This window comes from Paenibacillus mesotrionivorans (assembly GCF_046098205.1).
Classification (GTDB): Bacteria; Bacillota; Bacilli; order Paenibacillales; family NBRC-103111; genus Paenibacillus_AR; species Paenibacillus_AR mesotrionivorans.
The window spans coordinates 489,752-510,058 of sequence record NZ_JBJURJ010000001.1; the positions used below are offsets into that span (position 1 = coordinate 489,752).

General features: G+C 51.3%; 14 protein-coding genes and 2 tRNA genes. 3 read left to right on the forward strand and 13 right to left on the reverse strand.

The window, feature by feature from the left end; translation table 11 throughout:
- Window positions 1-14: 14 nt before the first annotated feature.
- The 5 genes from sucC to ACI1P1_RS02350 form a co-directional block, all read right to left on the reverse strand.
- Complete coding sequence (gene sucC, locus ACI1P1_RS02330) at window positions 15-1,175, reverse strand: ADP-forming succinate--CoA ligase subunit beta (RefSeq protein ID WP_416214728.1); 1,161 nt, start codon at window positions 1,173-1,175, stop codon at window positions 15-17.
- A gap of 234 nt (window positions 1,176-1,409) precedes the next feature.
- Window positions 1,410-1,682 carry a hypothetical protein gene (locus ACI1P1_RS02335; RefSeq protein WP_416214729.1) on the reverse strand — a complete coding sequence of 91 codons (273 nt, stop codon included), beginning with the start codon at window positions 1,680-1,682 and terminating at the stop codon, window positions 1,410-1,412.
- Window positions 1,683-2,037: 355 nt separating this feature from the next.
- Window positions 2,038-2,163: an alternative ribosome rescue factor ArfA gene (gene arfA, locus ACI1P1_RS02340; RefSeq protein ID WP_416214730.1), complete on the reverse strand. Its 126-nt coding sequence runs from the start codon at window positions 2,161-2,163 to the stop codon at window positions 2,038-2,040.
- A gap of 35 nt (window positions 2,164-2,198) precedes the next feature.
- Window positions 2,199-2,270: transfer RNA gene (locus tag ACI1P1_RS02345), tRNA-Arg, on the reverse strand.
- Window position 2,271: 1 nt separating this feature from the next.
- Window positions 2,272-2,347, reverse strand: a tRNA-Phe gene (locus ACI1P1_RS02350).
- A gap of 862 nt (window positions 2,348-3,209) precedes the next feature.
- Here ACI1P1_RS02350 and ACI1P1_RS02355 point away from each other — a divergent pair.
- Window positions 3,210-4,010 (forward strand): DUF2935 domain-containing protein, encoded by an 801-nt coding sequence (locus tag ACI1P1_RS02355; RefSeq protein WP_416214793.1) that lies wholly within the window; start codon window positions 3,210-3,212, stop codon window positions 4,008-4,010.
- 152 nt (window positions 4,011-4,162) lie between these two features.
- Window positions 4,163-5,722 (forward strand): YifB family Mg chelatase-like AAA ATPase, encoded by a 1,560-nt coding sequence (locus tag ACI1P1_RS02360; protein WP_416214731.1) that lies wholly within the window; start codon window positions 4,163-4,165, stop codon window positions 5,720-5,722.
- A gap of 2 nt (window positions 5,723-5,724) precedes the next feature.
- Here the strand turns inward: ACI1P1_RS02360 and ACI1P1_RS02365 are convergent, their stop codons facing one another.
- The 7 genes from ACI1P1_RS02365 to ACI1P1_RS02395 form a co-directional block, all read right to left on the reverse strand.
- Window positions 5,725-6,120 carry a CBS domain-containing protein gene (locus ACI1P1_RS02365; protein WP_416214732.1) on the reverse strand — a complete coding sequence of 132 codons (396 nt, stop codon included), beginning with the start codon at window positions 6,118-6,120 and terminating at the stop codon, window positions 5,725-5,727.
- A 28-nt stretch (window positions 6,121-6,148) separates the two neighbouring features.
- Window positions 6,149-6,739, reverse strand: a complete 591-nt coding sequence (locus ACI1P1_RS02370; protein WP_416214733.1) for an AAA family ATPase — start codon at window positions 6,737-6,739, stop codon at window positions 6,149-6,151.
- A gap of 129 nt (window positions 6,740-6,868) precedes the next feature.
- The gene (locus tag ACI1P1_RS02375) at window positions 6,869-8,467 is read right to left on the reverse strand and encodes a DUF5060 domain-containing protein (RefSeq protein ID WP_416214734.1); all 1,599 of its coding nucleotides are present in this window, start codon (window positions 8,465-8,467) and stop codon (window positions 6,869-6,871) included.
- Window positions 8,468-8,564: 97 nt separating this feature from the next.
- Entirely contained in the window at window positions 8,565-9,461 is an 897-nt protein-coding gene (locus ACI1P1_RS02380) for a carbohydrate ABC transporter permease (RefSeq protein ID WP_416214735.1), read from the reverse strand.
- Window positions 9,462-9,482: 21 nt separating this feature from the next.
- Window positions 9,483-10,403 (reverse strand): ABC transporter permease, encoded by a 921-nt coding sequence (locus ACI1P1_RS02385; RefSeq protein WP_416214736.1) that lies wholly within the window; start codon window positions 10,401-10,403, stop codon window positions 9,483-9,485.
- A gap of 43 nt (window positions 10,404-10,446) precedes the next feature.
- The gene (locus ACI1P1_RS02390) at window positions 10,447-12,096 is read right to left on the reverse strand and encodes a type 2 periplasmic-binding domain-containing protein (RefSeq protein WP_416214737.1); all 1,650 of its coding nucleotides are present in this window, start codon (window positions 12,094-12,096) and stop codon (window positions 10,447-10,449) included.
- Window positions 12,097-12,547: 451 nt separating this feature from the next.
- Window positions 12,548-16,870: a hypothetical protein gene (locus tag ACI1P1_RS02395; RefSeq protein WP_416214738.1), complete on the reverse strand. Its 4,323-nt coding sequence runs from the start codon at window positions 16,868-16,870 to the stop codon at window positions 12,548-12,550.
- A 222-nt stretch (window positions 16,871-17,092) separates the two neighbouring features.
- Between ACI1P1_RS02395 and ACI1P1_RS02400 the strand changes: the two genes are divergently transcribed.
- Window positions 17,093-17,950 (forward strand): helix-turn-helix transcriptional regulator, encoded by an 858-nt coding sequence (locus tag ACI1P1_RS02400; RefSeq protein WP_416214739.1) that lies wholly within the window; start codon window positions 17,093-17,095, stop codon window positions 17,948-17,950.
- A gap of 56 nt (window positions 17,951-18,006) precedes the next feature.
- Here the strand turns inward: ACI1P1_RS02400 and ACI1P1_RS02405 are convergent, their stop codons facing one another.
- Window positions 18,007-20,307: a helix-turn-helix domain-containing protein gene (locus tag ACI1P1_RS02405; protein ID WP_416214740.1), complete on the reverse strand. Its 2,301-nt coding sequence runs from the start codon at window positions 20,305-20,307 to the stop codon at window positions 18,007-18,009.

Below are 20,307 nucleotides of genomic sequence, written 5' to 3' on the forward strand. Positions count from 1 at the left end.
CGGAAGGATATCGATTAGCCTACCTGTGCCACAATCTTCTGCGCGCCGTCAGCCATGGAATCCGCGGCAATGATGTTCAGCCCGGATTCCCCGAGAAGCCGCTTGCCCTGCTCCACATTGGTACCCTCGAGACGGACTACCAACGGGCGGTCCAACCCCACCTGCTTCGCCGCTTCGATGACACCTCCCGCAATCACATCACAGCGCATGATCCCGCCGAATATATTAACGAAAATCCCCTTAACCTTCTCATCCTTCAGAATGATCTTGAAGGCCTCGGTCACCTTCTCCGCTGTCGCGCCGCCGCCCACATCCAAGAAATTCGCCGGTTCCCCACCGTAATATTTAATGATATCCATCGTCGCCATAGCCAAGCCCGCCCCATTGACCATACAGCCGATATTGCCGTCCAGCGCAATGTAGGACAGATCGAATTTGGAGGCTTCAATCTCCTTCTCGTCCTCTTCGTCCAAATCCCGCAGCGCCTGGATATCCGGGTGCCGGTAAAGCGCATTGGAGTCGAAGTTCAGCTTGGCGTCCAGCGCCATCACCTGGCCGTCGCCGGTGACCACCAGGGGATTAATCTCCGCAATGGAACAATCCTTATCGATAAAGGCATGATAAAGCGCTGTCATAAATCCGACAGCCTTTGACACCAGCTTATCCGGAATGCGGATCGCATATGCCAGCTTCCGGGCCTGGAAGGCCTGAAGTCCAACAGCAGGATCTATGACCTCCTTGAAAATCTTCTCTGGGGAATGGGCAGCCACCTCTTCAATCTCGGTGCCCCCTTCCTCGGAGGCCATCATCACCACCCGGCCTGTTGCCCGGTCCACCACCACGCCGATGTAATATTCCTTCTTGATGTCACAGCCCTGTTCAATCAGAAGCCGCTTGACCACCTTGCCCTCAGGGCCGGTTTGATGAGTGACCAACACCTTACCAAGGATCTGTTCGGCAAAGCTGCGGACCTCATCGGGGTTGCGGGCCACCTTGACTCCTCCCGCTTTCCCTCGGCCTCCGGCATGAATCTGCGCCTTCACCACAACCACGGTCGTCCCCAAAGCCTTAGCTGCTTCCACTGCCTCTTCCGCTGAAAACGCAACAATGCCATCGGGAACCGCGACTCCGTACTGCTTCAAAACAGCCTTGCCCTGATACTCGTGGATATTCATGGCTTCGAGTCCTCCCTCATTCATTATGAAACAGGGTCATGCATCTTGAATCCTTATTCGCCTTCCTGGGTAAATAATCCTTCACACAATCGTCAATTATGACAATTTAGAAAATCTTTTCATATTGTATCACGTCCGAAGAAACTTTGCCTTTATTTTTAAATGGGAATCATTATTTTTAAGAAAAAAACACCGGCTCCAGTGAGCACGGTGTTTTGGCCTGTTCCTGCATCATTACAGCCCTTGTCCGGGATTGGTGTTTTGCCGCGGCTCCCTTTCCGCCTGCTTCACAAAACGGAGCTCATTACCGGTAAATCCGCACACCCGGCATTGAATATTCGGCTCCGGTTCCGCAATCTGCAGCGGATCCTCCTGGACCGTTACGGAGCCTGTAATGGCATCCTTCATGAAGCTTTGGCTATAAGTGGTCACCACGTTGAACTTCACCCGGTTGGAACGGCAATTGGGGCAAAAATAAGGCTTATCCTGCATTTGGTTATCTGTCATTATGCTCACCTCTATCCCCAGTATTCCCCAGAGACAGGTGTATCTATTCTTGGAAGAGCCAACGGAAAATAGGTTTATGCGGGATGAAAAAACTATCACTCTTCCAGAATTTTAGAAGAATATAGTATTCAGGAAGGAGTGATCTTATGGCATTCCCTTATGGAGGACCTTCCGCTCCGCCGGCAGATACGACGGGCAGGAATGCTGCATATCCGCAGCCGCTTCAGGCCGGAACGGTATGTGGGCAGCTTTGCGGAATGTCCACTGCTCACCAGGGATGAAATCCGCACTTTTGTATCCCGTCAAAAGGATTACTATTTTGTCTAAATCTGCGATTGCCCGAGAAATACACCATTTATTCTCCACTCTCTTTCCGGCTGCGGTTATAAGAGCCCTTCCCTTTTTTATTGGGTTTGACTCTGGTAACCGGGCTCCGGACCCAGGTTTGTCTGCCGATATCGGTCCTGCGCCGCTGTTTCATGTGCTTAGCCTCCATTAAAGAAATTTCATATATGTGGAGATCAACCGGATTTGAACCGGTGATAACGGGGTCGTGCCCCGCCGCGGTAGCCATTTCGCCATGATCCCATGGTGGTCGGAGCCGGGTTTGAACCGGCGACGCATGGTTCTTCAAACCATCGCTCTACCAACTGAGCTATCCAACCATTGCTGCCAAAAGCGCCTTAAACTTGAAAAAGTAAACAGGAACATACGTTCCGTGTAGGGGTACAAAAAAACCGCTTGTTTAGCCGTAGCCACTTGCACTTGTTCTCCAGGTTCAGCCTTGGAAAAGTATGTGCAAATGGACCACTTGCCGGATGCAAGCAGCCTTTTACGTACGGTTCTATGGATCTACGGATCTACGGATTCAAAGAAGAATCAGTCCGTGATTCATGATCACGTCAGCTCCGTCCTCCTTGCCGAAGGATTGGACAGCCCCAACGATGTACGTAAAATATACTGATGCAGGGTATGAAATAGGCTTGAAAAAAAGTGACTAAATCGTTCATGCTCATAAAATGACCGGAATCTCATCGCCTATCCCTTCCTTTCACCAGAATTTTTCGTTCATCGTTGTCTTTAACCGCTTCTTAAGTTTAACGCGTTACCGCTTTACACAATTGATATTATCATGGTATTTTATAGATGTCAACCCTTTTTCTTCTATTTCCTCGCCTTTTTTTATTCCTCCAAAAATATAAAAAGACCGCCGGCTCCCCAGCGGTCTTTTCCAATCCGGACAAATCCGTTCACATCACGGCTCTGCCTATATGTCCCCCACAGCTATGGAGAGACGGATTTGGAAAAAGGACACGCAGCGGGGCCGTATGCTTTTAAATGTAAATGAAAAGATTAGCTTATTCATCCCCGCTCACGCTCCTTTCTTTTTCCTGAATTTAACTTATCTTAATGCAAGCTCATGTTGACTGTCAAGGGAAAGAATTCATCATGTGTCATTGGAAAAGAAAAGGAAACATAAACATTACTTGAAGAAACGGGAGGTGGCTGGCAGTGGATGGTTTTGTGATGCGCTCCTTGGACGAAATCCAGTTTTGGTCGAGAATCATGAAGGAGCACTCTTTATTTCTGAAGCTGGGCTTTCGGTGTGAGGACACGCAGTTGATTCAGGAGGCAAACGGATTTTATGCCCTGTTTGAGCAGATTGAAGCAAGATCCCATGCATTTTCGCCGGCCACTGACCCCGAGCAAATCCGCAAATTCAACACCGAAGTTTTTACTGCTGCAACCCACATTTGGGCCTTCAAGCGAAAGATATTGGGGCTGATATTAAGCTGCAAGCTGCCCGGCGGCAATAACTTCCCCCTTCTGGTGGACCACGTCAGCAGAGAAGCCAATTACTTCCGGAGCCGCCTGGTTGAGCTGAACCAAGGCTGCCTGGAGCCTCTGCCTGATGCGATTATCGACGAGAATGTGTTTTTCCTCAAAATCATGGCCGATCACGCCAAATTCATCAGCCATCTGCTGGATCCTTCTGAGCGAAAGCTGGTGGAGCAGGCCAGGGAATTCAGCCATGATTTCGACCAATTGCTGTGGCAGGCTCTGGATCTCAGCTCTATGCGGCCCCAGTCCCAAACACCGCCTCTCCTCAGTCAGTTTTTGGACCAGAATAAGGTTTCGGTCACCAGCCTGCGCGATTTCAAAAAAACCGCCCGGGATCTCATTGAAGCCTGCCGGATCAAAAGCATCATCCATCCCCTGCTGGCGGATCATGTTTACCGCGAGGCAGAACGGTTCCTGACACTGATCGAAATGTTTGAGCAATGTCTCACCGGTAGCGCAGCCCCTAACCCGAGCTTCCGGTATTAACTCATATTAGATGGCCGTCCCTCAGCCTGTTTACATTCAGCTGCGGCTGCTGTAAGATAAATTCAAACGGTTATGATGGAAGCACCTCTTGCCGACTTCTTACTGACTGTGCCATACGGCGCAGGCCGGTATAGTCCCGGGGGTGCTTTTTCGTGTACGGAAAATTAATGAGTGCTTGTGTGGCCGGAATTGACGGTGTGCTGGTGGAGGTGGAAACGGACATTGCCAACGGCCTGCCGTTTTTTCAGGTGGTGGGTCTGCCGGACAACGCCATCCGGGAGTCTACGGAACGGGTGCGGGCGGCCATCCGTAACAGCGGCTTTACTTACCCAATGGAGCGGATAACCGTGAACCTGGCTCCGGCGGATGTGCGCAAGGAGGGCTCTGCCTTCGACTTGGCCATTGCTGCGGGGATTCTGGAGGCCAGCGGGCAAATCCGGTTAGAGGATGCGGCGGATACCCTGTGGATCGGAGAGCTGGCGCTGGACGGCTCCCTGCGCCCGGTGTCGGGCGTGCTGTCCATGGTGCATCAGGCTGCCCGGCAAGGGCTGAGGCGGGTGGTGCTGCCTATAGAAAATGCCAGGGAGGCTGCTCTTGTGGGGCTGTTGGAGGTAGTGACGATAAGGGAGCTGCGGGAATTGGCGGATCCGTTGGTGTTGACCCGGGTGTGGGCGGAAACGCAAGAGTCTGTGGAGCCTTCAAGTGCGGGCAGAACAGCGGACTCTGGCAGCGGACTGCCTTCAGAAGAGGATTACGCGGATGTCTGCGGGCAGCACCAAGCCAAACGGGCGCTGGTGATTGCAGCCTCCGGCAAGCATAATCTCTTATTTATCGGGCCTCCGGGCACAGGCAAAACCATGCTGATGCGGCGGCTTCCCACCATTCTGCCGGAGATGGATGATGAGGAAGCACTAGAGGTTACCAAAATCTACAGTGTGGCGGGCAGGCTGACAGACCGGGGCCAGCTGCTGCGTCTGCGGCCCTTCCGCTCCCCGCATCATACGGTATCCCCCAGCGGTTTGGCCGGCGGCGGGTCCGTCCCCAAGCCCGGCGAGATCAGCCTGGCTCATCATGGTGTGCTGTTTCTCGATGAGCTGCCGGAATTCAGCCGTTTGTCCCTGGAGGTGCTGCGCCAGCCGCTGGAGGACCGAAAGGTCACCATCGGGCGGGCCCGGGCCACCTACACCTATCCGGCCCACTTTTTGCTGACGGCCTCCATGAACCCTTGTCCCTGTGGATTCTACGGAACCGAGTCGGACACAGAGGCCTGCACCTGCTCGCCGCTTAAGGTGGCGCATTACCGCTCCCGGATATCCGGCCCCTTGCTGGACCGGATCGATCTCCATGTGGAGGTGCCGCGCACCCGCTATGAGGATCTGGCATTTACCGATACGGGCGGCCATTTATCCTCCCAGGAGATGCGTGAACAGGTGATGTCTGCCCGGCGCATCCAGGACCGGCGTTATGAGGGATCATCTTACCGGTACAACGGAGAGCTGAGCGGCCGGGCGCTGCGCCAATTCTGCCGTCCGGCTCCGGAAGCGGAGGCTCTCTTGGCCTCTGCCTTCCAGGTCATGGGCTTAAGCGTCCGCGCCCATGACCGCGTGCTTAAGCTGGCCAGAACCATTGCCGATCTGGAAGGCTCCGGGGATATCCTGCTGAACCATCTGGCCGAAGCGCTGCAGTACCGGAAGCTGGACAAAAAAAGCTAGCCTCACTCCCCCACCAGCCAGGTTTTGGCCTCCTCCGGGTCGCTGTAGTGGCGGATTGTAAAGGGAAATCCGCTTTCCCGGTTCTTAAGGAGCCGCTCCCACTTCCGCTTAGCCCCGAAGGACATCCCAACCAAAGCTAATCGGAGGATACGGCTTTGGAGGGTGTCCAGGTTATTCAGCAGAGCCCCCAGCACCCGGGGGTTGAGCTTGGTTTTGTACAGGTCCACCCAAACCGGAAGCCGCTTGGGCTGGTTCAGCAAAAACATCTCCTCTTCCTTCATCAGCCGGATTAGCGCCTCTTCTTGTTCATAATAGCTGCCGTATTTCAAACAATGGATCTCTCCGTTCTTGTAGAAATAAGGAAAGATGGAGCCACCGGGGGATTTGACAAGGGCCATGGTACAGGCCTCCTTATGGAATGGACCATTATTTGCGAATATGGCGGAGAAGCGTAAACATGCGGTCCTTCCACTTCTTCAACGGGCTTCTGTAGTCCGGCAGCAGCACCAGTCCGCTTCTTGAGGCAATTTCTTGAACCACGTCATCTATGCTGAGTTGATCGGTCATAATTTTCTCTTCCGTGATATGGTGGGTAAACGCATACAGGCAGCGGTCAATCTGCGCCTTGGCCCAGGTTTCGCCCCTCTGGAGCCGTTTGTTCAGACGCTTCTCCAGAACCGGCCGTTCCGCAGACAGGATATAGTGTTGGACCTCAAACCCTTCCCGCCGCAGCCTGCCGATGATTTCGTCGAAATATTCCGGGTGGGTTACCGTCATGGGGGCAATGATCACCCCGTCAAACCTTCCCGCCAGGTCCTTCAGCATCTCATAATTGAACAGCCGCCACTGGGGATAATCCTGAAAATCCTTCATCCGCAGCCGGCGCGGCATATTCTTAAACAGGAAATAACCGATATTCTCCGGGTCATACACGAATGAACCCGGCAGCCGCCGGTGCAATTCATAGGCACTGGTCGTTTTGCCGGAGCCGAAGGCCCCGTTTATCCAAAGAATCATATAGTAGATTTTTCCTTCCCCTGCCCATAAGCGGATATGAATGAATCGCTGTCAGTATACTCCGTCCGGGATAAATTTTCCAGGAATAAAAAGAAAGAACCCGCTACCGGAGCCGGGTTCATATCTACTCTAAACGGCCTGTCCACCCCGTACCAAAAGCACCCAATCCCCTCCACCCGGCGAAATCATCACCGGCTTGCTACCGTCAGCTTCGATCCACTGCCCTGTGGAGGGATTGTACCAGGCGGAGACTGCGTTTGCCAGGACATACGCGGGTAGTGCTACAGAAGCCGGTTCACATGACGGTGCTGCCAGTTCGTCGGTATAGAGACCATCGAAGCCGTCCGGCGCATGGCCCTCATACTGGTCGGGATTGGCCAGATAGATGATCCACGTGCAGCCCGCTTGGTCCCTGCATGCCTTCCACCGCAACGGATCAGCACCGGCCGCCCCATCATCCGGGATCATACCCGCCAGAGACAGACCGGTCTCCCGGAAGAAGCGGTGAATATGGACGAAGTCATGGGCTCCCTCCGACAGCTTACCGTCCCCGCAGGCTTTGAAATACCCCTGCATGCCGCACAAGTCTCCATCATAAGCATCCCATGTGCGCAAGCCTCCATAAGTGGCGTGGCCTCCGGACAACAGCGACGCCCACATAAGACGGCGGAAGAAGTACCGCGGATGACATGGGGCCCGCCAGGATTCATAACGATCCTCATCCAGCACAGCGGGCTGCGCGGATAGAGAGCGGTAGTGGAGCAAGGCCGCACCGTCCACCTGACCCAAATCCTCCAGCGTAATCAGGTCCGACCAGGGAGCATCCAGGAAGGAGTAGCCGGAGAAACGGCTTTGGTGATTGGTCCGTAGCGTTCCCCACGGCTCCATTACGGCGGAGTCCCCGCCAACCCTGTTAATGGACGTTTTAAGCCGGTCGGCCATTTCCATTTCCCGCTCCTGTCCTGCCCGCTCCGACTTGCCCGAGAAACTGCTTTCCAGCTGCAGATCATTGGAGAAGCACCACTGCACATTGGAATAGGCGGAGAAGCGGGCGATAGCATTCTTCAGAATCAGCCGGGCGCCCTCCTCCCCCTCGCCATAATTCAGCACCTCCTCCAGGTCCTCGCCGAAGGGAATAAGCTGGAGCATCACCCTGGGATAGCGGCTCCAGGCATAGGCCAACCTGCGGTCCATTTCCTGCCAATATGCCAGATTCAGCCGCTTTCGATTATGCTCCAGCAGATTCTTGACATCGCTGCGTCCCAGACTGAACCAGGTGCGGATTTTGGTGAAGCCGCAGGCAGCGGCCTGATCGAGATATTCCTGCCACCCAGCTTCCGCAGACGCCAGATAACGGTATCCCGTATCGCCGATGTGAAGAAACCATTCCCCATTGTCATAAGCAAACTGATAAGGGTCCCGCGGGTGTATCCGCAGCTTTCCCGGCAGAAGTGAGGGATGCACTGCGAACTCTCCCGCCTGTCCGTCCATATCCGGGTGGCTGGACAAAGAGCGCCACCTCCATACCCCACATCTGCAAGCATAAGCCCGGGCACGAAAGCAGTTCCCCCCGTCATAAAAGCCGTCTGCAAGAATGATCGAACCATCCGGCAGCGTAAATTCCACCTTCAGATCTACATCCGTATAGGGATTGCCGAAGGCGGACGTTGTGTGCAGGGTTAGCTCCGCCCGACCGTATTGGGGGACGTTAAGAGTCCTCGATTCCATGGCTTCCTCCCCTGAATGGCAATAACAGGCTGCATCCGTGTTTCAGCAGCCTGCCGTTGCCATCCTGATTATATTTTACATTATTTACATTTTTTTCTTATCCCTTCAGCGAACCAATCATAACCCCTTTCACAAAATATTTCTGAATAAACGGATACACGCAGAGAATAGGAACTGTAGCTACGACAATAAGTGCATACTTTAACACGGCAGCTACCTGGGCATTGGCAGCCTGCAGCTCAGGATCAATAACCATCGTAGGATCATATTGATTCATGATCAGAATTTCACGCAGAATAATCTGCAGCGGATATAAGGTTCTCTCATTCAGGAACATCAAGGCGTTGAAATAAGCATTCCAATGGCCAACCATAGAGAACAGGGCAATGACGGCAATAACCGCCTTGGACAAGGGCAGCACAATGGAGAAAAAGTAGCGGAAGTCACTGCAGCCGTCTATTTTTGCCGCCTCCAGAAGCTCATGGGGAATGGAGGACTGGATAAAGGTTCGGGCAATAATCATGTTGTACACGGATAAGGCACCGGGTACGATCATGGCCAATCTTGTATTCAGAATGCCCAGGTCCTTCAGCAGAATATAAAAGGGAATCAGACCGCCACCGAAAAACATCGTAAAGGTAAAAATAAACATAAACACATTCCGTCCCTTTAACGTACGCCTGGATAACGCATAGGCACAGGTCATCACCATAGTCACATTCAACGCCGTACCTGCGAATGTGTAGAAAATGGTATTTAAATAGGCCCCGACAATATCCTTGTTCTTGAAAACCGCCCGATAACCCTCCAGTGTGAAATCCACCGGCCAAAGCAGTACCTTCCCTGAGGAAACCGCGCTTCCTGAGGAGAAGGAGGCCGATAACACATAAATCAGCGGATAGGATACCAGTATGAGCACGAAGGTTAACAGAAAGCCTGAGATGCCGAAATAGATACGATCTGAGGCCGAATATTTTATTTTTCCTGCTGCCATATGATTCTCTCCTCCCCCTAGCTACCAGAGACTTGTATTGCTGAATTTTTTGGATGCCAGATTAACGGTGATCAGCAGAGCGAAATTGATCAGGGAGTTAAACAGCCCAATGGCTGTAGCAAAGGAAAAATCACCTGAACCGATGGTCATACCCACTTTATATACATACGTGGAAATAACCTCACTCTTGGAAATATTCAAGTCATTCTGCATCAAATATACTTTTTCGAAGCCTACATCCATGATATGCCCTACCGACAGGATCAGCATAATCGTTGCTGTTGGCAGGATAGACGGAAAATCGATGTGCCGGACTCTTTGGAAGCGGGTAGCCCCATCGATCTGAGCCGCATCGTGAAGCTCCTCATCCACAGCAGACAGGGCGGCGATATAGATAATGCTGCCCCAGCCGATGCCCTGCCAAATGCCCGACCATACGTACAGGTGCTGGAAAGCGCCGGGCTTTCCGAAGGCATCCGGGAGCATGGAATCGGTGAAGAGGGTGAACAATGCGCCAAATGCCCCCGTTCTCGGATTAAACAGCTGGATAAGCATACCGACAATAACCACGGTGGAGATAAAATGCGGCATGTAGGAGATGGACTGTACCAGCTTCTTGTATTTGGCACTGGTGAAGGAATTAAGGAGCAGAGCAAAGATAATAGGCAGAGGAAATCCTGCTATTAGAGCATAAAAGGAAAGGGAGACCGTATTCCACAGCAGAGTCGTGAATTGATACGAGTCAAAAAACCGCCGGAAATTGGCTAATCCTACCCATTCGCTGCCCCATATCCCCAGGTTGAAGTTGTACTCCTTAAATGCAATCTGAATCCCCGCCATGGGAACGTAAGCAAAGGTAAGGATAAAGGCGAGGGACGGCAGCAGGAATATATACAGCTGCCAATTCTGCAAATATTGCTTCTTAAAGCTCTCGGATAACATGCTTTTGGTCCCTCCAGCCGGTTGAGGAATGGCTCCTTCGCTGTTATTTGCTTCTGTCATAAGCGATCTGGGAGGTTGCGACATAATCCTCCAGCCCCATCTTGGCCAGTTCCTTCAAATACGCGTCCCATTGGGACAACGGCTTGTTGCCTGTAATAAAGGCGACTGCACTCTCATTCACATACAGATCAATAGCCGTTTTATTATTGGCGATTTTCTTCAGCTCCTCCGAGTTGAAGCTGAGAGCGGACAACGGCTCCTTGGGGAAGAAAGGCACATAAAGATTGGCGAACAAGGGTTGCCAGTTAGGCGAAGCATTGGTGTCGCCCTTTTTCAGTGCTGAAACCGCCTTTGAAACCTCGGAAGGAATATAACCGGGAGACATTTGGTTCCAGTGCTTGTTTTGCGGATTGTTCCAAATTTTCGGATTCAGCACCGCATATTTAGCCTTCAAGCCTTCGCTTTCATCGAATTCCCCAACATACTGGGAAGCAATGGCCGGATCATCAGACCAGTCCACTCCTTTTTCACCGTAACGGTTTATCAAGGAAGGCTCCGCACCCAGCATGTAATCCCCCACCTTAAAGGCCAGCTCCGGGTTCTTAGCATTCTTGGTGACAACCCATAATTTATCCGGCAGGGTTTCATTCCGGGGTGAATAGGCAATCCCCTGGGGTCCCTTCATGGGTGACAGAAGCGTCATTTTATTCTCCAGAATGGCAGGATCGAATGCGCTGTAGCTGCCTGAAGGCACAATCCCCACCATACCGCCCTTGGTGTTAATCAGAGCTTTCATTTGCGTTTGATCCTGGGTAAAGCTTAACGGGGATAACAGATTCTCTTTGACCAGCTTATTCATATATTCCAATCCCAGCTTCCATTCCGGCTGGGTAAAGGCAGGGGTAATCTTCCCGTTTTTCAGATAGAAGAAGCTTCTGTCGGGGTTGGCTTCAATAAAGGAATTCATCAGATAAACCAATGGCCGTTGCGCCCAACCGTCCTTGGAGCCTACCATGCCGATCTCATCCTTCTTGCCGTTTCCGTTGGCATCCTTATCCACAAAGGCCTTCATAACCTGATAAAGCTCCTCCGTGGTGGTAGGGGTCTGCAAATTCAATTTATTCAGCCATTCTGTGTTAATCCATGCGCGGTTGGGGCCTTCATTCCATTCCTGCTTAATATACTTGGGCAGGGAATAGACATTGCCGTCGGCAAGCTGCAATTTCTTCAGGAGAAAATCCTTCTCCGGGATTTTGTTGAAATTCACGGCAAGAGCGGGGTTCTTGTAATACTCATCCAGCTTCACAATGACACCCTTGGTGGCATAGTCGTTCAACGTAGTGGCATCCAGATAAAAGTTAATCACATCAGGCAGGGGCTGTCCGGAGGAGATCATCAGGGACAGCTTGGTTTTGGCTTCATTCACATTGCTGGGCAGTACAACAAAATCCAAATCCACATTCATTTCCGCTTCAATCTTCTTCGTATAAAAGTTAGTTTCGTAATCCTCCACATTGGGATTGGCTGTGACGGCCACCGTTATTTTGGGTCTGGCCTCATTGACGGCAGGGCTTGTTCCTGCCGCCTTGGGCTCCTCCTTGGACTGGCAGCCGGCCAGCATCGTAATCGCCAGGGCTACAGGCAAAGCAGCAGCCGCAAACCTTTTTCCGAATGAAGCTTCTTTTTTCTTCAAGCTAAAGCGCCTCCTTTTTATGTGTGCATTCCTTATCGTAACCGCTTTCAATATAACCTGCTCCGTAATTTCTTTATACAGATATTCCTCAGATCTGCTGTCATTGGGTATGAATTGGCTACTGGCATTTCTGTATGACACTCTCACACAGTAAGATTTTATATCTCATTTTCCATTGTAAATAGGGGGAAGAACACAGTAAAGACAATTTTAGGAGCTGCGAGGAAATTAGTACCCGCTTTTGCTGACAAAATCTCCATGGTTAGCTGATGCTTACGAAGCTGGCTTTCCTTTGGGAAAGCCCTCAGGAAGTTTTGTCAGCAAATTAGCGGTACTTTATTTCGTCGCAGTCTCTTAGTTCCCCGCCCGCAAAAACGCCCACGTGTTGTACGGGAGGGAAATACCCGCAAATACGTGAGCGTTTGAACCGGAATGGATTGACTACCTCTTCTTACTCGGTCGTGAAGCGGAATACGGAATCGGCTGCTGTTGAGCCATTGGCATTATTAGCTGTCACCCTCCAATAATAGGTGGCCTGGTGCGAAAGATTGTTTGCTTGAATGGTGGTTCCCGTAACAGTGGTGCTAATGATCGGATTGATCAACTGGGCATTATCGGCGACTTCAACCTGGTACGAGTCAGCACCGAAAGGGGCGAATGGCCTGCTGCCAACGATCTGTGTCCAATCCAAGGTAACAGCTGCCGGATTTACCGTTGCTCCATTCACAGGCTGCATCAAGGTGAATGGGCCAGGTGCTGCCCCATAGATATCCAGATGGGCCACATCCACGTTGTTGCCGGTTACGGAACTGGCATTTCGAAGCTCCACTGTATGATTGCCCTCTGTCATAACTCCCAGGCCTACTTGATAATCTGCCCATTTGTTGGTCAGAGTCCGGGAAGAGCGGGAAACCGCCACACTGTCAATTTTCACCTCGAAGGTTGCTGTGCCCTCTCCTAAAGCCCGGATATCGGCGATGTAGATACCCGTACGCGGAGCATGGACAGTCCACTTACCTGAAGCGCTCATCCAGATTTTGCCCCACCCGTTTGGTGTATCCTTGGTATTGCCGGGATAATCCGCTGCCGCTTTTCTTTCCGTCATCGATGGTGCGTATTGTCCCAGATAACGGGCTGCTGCGTATGTTTCCGGTGCAGCTGGTGTGTTGAAGCGGAATACAGCGTTGGCCGGTGTAGAGCCATTGGCATTATGGGCGGTCACCTTCCAATAATACGTGGATTGATACTGCAGGTTATCCACTTGATAGGTGGTCCCGGTTACAGTGGCATTGATAATGGGATTAAGCAGCCCGGCATTATCGGCAACAACCACACTGTATTGCGCTGCACCGAAGGGAGCAAAGGCTTTGGTGCCCACCACCTGGGTCCAATCCAGCGTCACAGCTGCTGGATCCATGATGGCGTCATTCGCCGGCTGCATCAAGGTGAAGGGAGCAGGTGCCGCCCCGGCGATATCCAGCCAGGCCACATCCACATTATTGCCTGTAGTGGCACTGCTGTTGCGGATTTCCACAGTATGCTTACCTGCAGAGAGTGCACCCAAGCTTATTGTATAATCCACCCACTTGTTGGTCAGAGCCCTGGAGGAAGCAGGAACCGTCACTCCGTTCACTTTTACTTCCATTGTGGCGGTGCCTTCCCCTAATGCCCGGATAACAGCATTGTAGCTGCCTGATCGGGGAATATGGACAGACCATTTACCGGACGCGCTCATCCAGATCTTGCCCCATCCATTGGGGGTGCTGCTGCTGTTTCCCGGATAATCCCCTGCCAGCTTCCGTTCACTCATGGCAGTGGCATATTGAGCCAGATGGCGGGTAAACACAGGAGCCGCAGGAACTGCAGGGGTCGTAAAGCTGAAGGCTGTTCCTGATGACGTGATGCCGTTGGCATTATTGGCGATGACCTTCCAATAATACGTAGAGCTGTAGGCCAAATCATTCACCAGCAGGTTGGTAGAGTTAACGGTGGTTTCCAACACCGGATTGGCAAACCCTGCATTATCGGCGATCATAACCGTATAGTCATTTGCTCCCTGGGGAGCAAACTGCCTGCCATCCACTTGCTGCGCCCAGTCTAGTGTTACAGTTGGCCCCGCAGCTGCATGATTTGCCGGAGAAGCGAGGCTGAATAAAGCCGGAGCCGCACCCAGTATATCCAGATGCGAAACATTGATGCCGCTCCCTTCCAAGGTACTACTGTTGCTGAGCTCAACCGTATGGATGCCTGCCGGAACAGTTCCCAGGCTGCCGGTGTACGCATTCCAAGCGTTTCCTGCGGTCCACGATGCGCCAGGGATGCTCTGACCATCGATTTTCAATTGAAAGGAGGGGTTCATACCCTCGCCATATACACTGGCTGTCACATTATAAGCCTTTGTTTCCGGGAAATGAACAGACCATTTGGCTGATTCCCCCGGCCCGACTCTTCCCCATCCTTGAGGGGTATTCACCGGATTGCCAGGCAGGTCGGAAGGTGCTTTCCTCTCCTGGACACCATCTGCATAGGAGGCCCAAAAACGGGCAGCTTCGCCATCCACAGTGAAGCTGAACACGGCTTCAGAGGGGGTTAAGCCGTTGGTATTATTAGCAGTCACCTTCCAGTAATACGTTTTATTATATTGCAGGCCAGTTAACTCATAGCTGGTCGCAGTGACTCTTCTATTCACCACAGGATTGGTAAACTGCGGATTATCCGCTACCGTGAGAAAATAGTCATCTGCTCCGAAGGGGGCAAACAGCTTTCCTCCAATAGTTTGCTTCCAATCCAGCACTACAGATCTGGAGTCAATAGTGGCATTGTTAGCCGGTAATATCTGGCTGAACGGAGCCGGTGCCGCGCCAACGATATCCAGATGCGCCAGATCCAGATTATTACCGGCCGGACTATTGTTGTGAATTCGAATCGTATGCATACCGGCGGTTACCGTTCCCAGACTTCCCTGATACTGCTTCCAGCTATTGGTCAGGCCCCACGAAGCGCCGGGAACGCTCTGTCCGTCTAACAGGACATTAAAGGATGGATTGCCCCCTTCCCCGTAAGCAAGCGCCGAGAAGTCATAAACGCCGGTCTCGGGGATATTTACTTTGAATTGGGTTGATCCGGTGGCCCATATTTTGCCGAAGCCCTCCGGTGTATGGGTAGCATTTCCGGGAAAATCCTTTGCCGTCTTCCTTTCACTGACTCCCTCCGTATATTGCCCCAGGTAGCGGGTGGATTGTTTGGTCTCCGGTTTGGCCGTCAGCTCCATTACAGTAACGGAATGGGCAGGATAGGTTCTGGTAAAGCTGTCTGACACTCCTGAAACAGGGGCACCGGGAATTTCACCCAGCGTACCGTTAGCCGCTGCTTGGACTCCGTTGATATTGGTCCCGGTTAATGCATTGGCAGCCGGACCATTGAGCACCCAGGCCGATGCGGCAGATTGCGGATTAAATTGGGCAAGATTGAGCGTTGCCGGCAAATCCTCGGTTATATTCTTATTGATAACCATGACATACAGCTTATTGTCCTCTCCTGTACGTTTGCTGGCCCACACGGTGAAATTCTGGTTGTCGCTGCTGCTGGATGACAGCAGGGTGTCACCGAAGTAACGGGTGATAAGGGGATAGACATAATAAGCGGGCCGAAGCTCCTTGGCGATATTGAATAAGGAATACGTCTGGTCACCCTGAAGCAGGAATTGGGTAATATAATCCACCTGATGGTAAGCAAATCTGCCTAAAATATCGGCAAGCCATACAGCTCCTGCCAGGCTGTCTGCAACTCCTTCTCCCTTGGAGGTGACTTGTCCCAATTCGGTCAACCCAATCAGGGCATTGGGGGCATACTGATTGCGGTAATTGATCAAATTATCCACAGGCATGGTTTCAGCTACCTTGTCCGCCCAGTTCATGTAGGATGGCTGCCAATCGGTTCCTTCATAGGTGAGCAGATTCTCAATGCTCGGAAAGGCAGAGGACCCCGGATTGGTCTGATCTCCCGCCAGCGGATACCAATGGACAGATATGGCATCCACCGGCTTATTGTCCGTATGCAGCTTTTCTAAAGTGGGCTTTACCCAACCCGTCATCAAACCCGTGATACCGCCATTGGCCGGACCCACGATGATAATGGACGGATCTACAGCCTTCATGGCAGCCGTATACTCCTCTATCCGGAGGGCAAACTGCACAGGGGTGATTTTGAACTCACCGCTGTAGTATTCGGGCTCATTGCCAATTTCCCAGTATTTTATGTTGTAGCCCTTCTCCACATTGGCATATCGCACCATATCTGCTGCCATCGCACTGTTGTTAATCCTGGCATTCACCGTTACCAGCGCCTCCGCCCCCACCACATGAAGCATGTCCATATAGCTGTCGAAGGTAGCTGCTGTCAGCGTCTTGGCATAAGGACTTGGCCCTTGGTACCACTTATAGGAGTTGGTCCTGTCCCAGTAGATGCTGTCGGCTTCACTGCCGGCGGGAAAGCGCACCAGAGTAATCCCCGCCTCCTTGATTAAATTTACATACCTCTCTGACCGGCTGCTAACTGGATGAAATTCGTTATTCGTCCACAGTCCGATGTTTGTACCACGAATGGTATCCTTCATCGGGGCCACCACTGTGCCGGCGTCAACCGTCAGTTCAACACCTGCCGGCACATCCTCCGGATCGGCTGCCGCCGACAGCATCCCCGGAAAGCTGAAGCTCAGCATTAATACAGCGCATAACCAAACAAGCAAAACCCTCGAAGCTTTTCGAAAAACCATCCTTATTCCTCCTTATGTTTGAATATAACTCATTCAAATTGTACCATGGGGCGGATATAGGAATTTTTGAAAGAATTGAACTTCCTTTCCCACTTCGCGGTAGCGCTTACATATTGATTTATGCTACAATGCGGATGCGCCTGCAAAGTGGGATATTCTTCTTCATCTGGCCGCGGAACGGTCGGCTGCACATGGTTGATTTCAAGAGGAGGAGGCATACATATGATTCAGTTAACGCCCATGCCTTGGCTTGATGTGTTCTTGTTTACCTATGCCAACCGTTTCCAGGATCATCCGGTAGAATTTATCCATGCTCACGAGGGAATGGAATTCCTTTATGTTCATGAAGGGATGGGCCAGCTTATCCTAAACGGCCGTCAATACAGGATCGAGCCGCATATGCTGTTGTTTTATCAGCCTTTCCAGATCCATTCTTTCAATATGGATATTCCCTATACCCGTACCCTTCTCAAAATCAAGCTGCCTCTGGATGAACGTTTTGGCGCTCTGTTCCCGTCCATACATGCCTTCATCTCCTCCCTGATTCATTTGCAGCCGGAGGAGCAAGTATTCCTGCTGAATGAGAGGCAGGATCTGGAGCTGGTCAGCCAATTCCGCCTTCTGAACGAAACCCTTGCCTTGACTCCTCACTCGGACCGGAGGCAGCATTTTTTCTCCTTTCTCGCCCCCTTCCTCTCCTATCTCCAGACAAGAATCATTGCCGGCAGCCATCTCCCCGGCCACCTCCTTCAGCCGAGGGCCTCCAGGCATATTGAGATCGTCATGGATTGGCTGGAGCAGCATTACCAGGAGCAATTCCAACTGGAGAAGCTGGCCTCGGAGATTCACCTGTCTCCCAGCTATCTGTCCAGAATGTTCCGCAGCCATACCGGCAATACCATCACCGAATACATCAACAAAAAAAGGCTGGAGGAGGCCAGCCTGCTGCTGCTGACTACCTCCCTGCCGGTAAGCCAAATATCCAGTAAGGTCGGTTATGCGGATGTGACCTACTTTTGCCGGATATTCAAGAAAAGGTATGGAACAGCGCCGCTTCATTACCGTACGGACTATAGATAGGCCAAGGAGAATGCGGAAAATCCCGGACAAGGAAAATGCATCCTGCCCAGGCTCCACTATGGCTTCTGATGCAAATTTCTGTTCATTTCCCGCCAGGCATTAGGTGAAACAGCATGTCTTTTGGCGAAGGAGCGGTAAAATGTATTTTCACTGCCGAATCCGCACATGTGCAGAATTTTGCTGTTGGGATAATCCGTCTCCAAAAGTAACCGCTCCGCATTATTGATGCGGATCTCCTCGATATATTTTCCCAGGCTTTTTCCGGTCTGCTCCTTGATGAAGGAGAAAACATACTTTTCTGAAATAAGCAGGCCTTCGGCAATGCTGCTGGCCGACAGCGACAGCTCTCCATGATGGTCCTGAATGTAGCGGAGAATATCCACCTTCAGCCGTTCATTGTTGCTCCTTTTGTTCATACCGACATAATCACATATTTGCAGCGCGGCCTGTTTGAGCTCCAGAAACAGCTTGCTTATCTCTGTTACCTGATCATACTGAGGAATGGTTATGACGGAGCGTTTTTCGGAATCTATTACTTCATGGACGATCATCCGGTAGGCATTATAAACAGCCTGCCGGTGCAGGAAGAACATTTGCAGCTGCTGCTCTGTTGCCGGACGCATCATACAGCCTTGGATGCTATCCTCAAACAGCCGGCTTACAATTCCTTTTTCACCGGCAATCAGGGCATCATTCAGCTTCAACAGCAGCGTCATGTCAAAAATCTGGCTGTCCGTCTGCTCCGCCAAAGCCTCGTACAAATAAACACCGCTGGAAATCTCATTTTCATTGCTGCTGAAGGCATACTTCGCTTGCTGATACGCTGCCTTGGCATTCATATTGCCTTGGGCAATCCGGCTCAGCCCCACATTTATGGTCAAAAAAAGCTCGCTCTTCATCGCCCTGATCATCTCGGACAGCTGATCCTTGATGACCTCGATGGTAATCTCTTCTTCCGGGAATAGAACGAATATGACTTCATTAGAATGGAAGTTAAGCACCGTATACTCATGCTTGATGGTCTCCTTAACCAATTGCTCCAGCTCAATGACAAGCCTCTGCTGGATATTGCGGGTGCCCTGATCACTCTCATCCAGACGAAATCCCACCTTCGCCACGCAAAACCGTTGAAATTGCTGCCCGAAATAGCTGTCCGCCTCCTCCTTCTCCCGCTCCGTATACACACCAAGCATCAACAAATGCTTCAGCACCGAGTTCTTGACGGACGTATTCAGGTAGTCAATTTTGTCCAGCTGCTCCTTATTGATAGCACTGATATGGGTAAAGGCATGATCGATGTACGAATATTCATTGCGGGCGTTGAACTTGGTATCCGTGGAATCGGAGGCAACCTCCACCAGCCTTTTCAACCACAACGTCTCCTTCATGGAAAAAAGCACAGACAGAAGCACAATAACGGCAGCGCCGATCAGGATGTAGAGGGTGACCAATTCCAGGATGGCATTCACATTTTGCTGGAAGGTGTAGAGCGGAATTCCAATGACGGTTTGCAGTCCCAGCTTGGGAGTGGTATAGGTAAGCGTGATATACTTCTTCGAGGATAGGGTGATCTCTTCCATATTTTCGGCATGGTTAAGCACTTCACTGTCCGCGTAGTTATGCGAAAACAGCAGCTGCTGCTGGCTGTCGGCCATGTAGGCGAAATGATCGTCAAGATCGGCCTCGCGCAGAATATTGCGAATCATATCCGCTTCATCCAATACAATAGCCATCACACTTTTCTGATCTGTAGCGTTAAAGTAGGAATTGCTGATGATGGCCGTCAAACCGTTGAAGCTGCCCCGGTTATAATAAGAAGAAACCGTTTTCATAGATGGCAGCAACCGTACCAGCGCATTTCCCTTAAACAGTAAATCATGAAATTGACCCACCGGCAGCTCGGGATAGTTAAAATACAAATTGTACACATTCGCGTAATCGTCAGACGAAATGTAGTTGGAGATAAAAACGGGATTGTCCCGAAACATGATGTATACATTGGACAGCATATCCTGGGTCAGGGACAGACTTTTCAATTTGTTTTGAAGGGTATTCATATCCACGTAATATTCACTGGTGGGCGGGCCCTCCAAAAAAAACAGGTGTTTAAAGGTTTCCTCCTGCTGCAAGATGTTCGTAATTTCCTGTGCCTTGATAATCTGGTCCTCCAGGGAATCCATTCCCTCCTTCAATCTCAGATTGCTCTGCTCAATCGTAGACTGCTTGGCCAGTGAATAGGACTTCATGAATAATGGGGTGATCATCGCGATGAGCACAATGAGCAAGGAAAAATATTTAAAGCAGCGCTTCAGCAAAATGAGCATTGTTTTACGGTTTCGGGTAAACGGCTTGTTCAC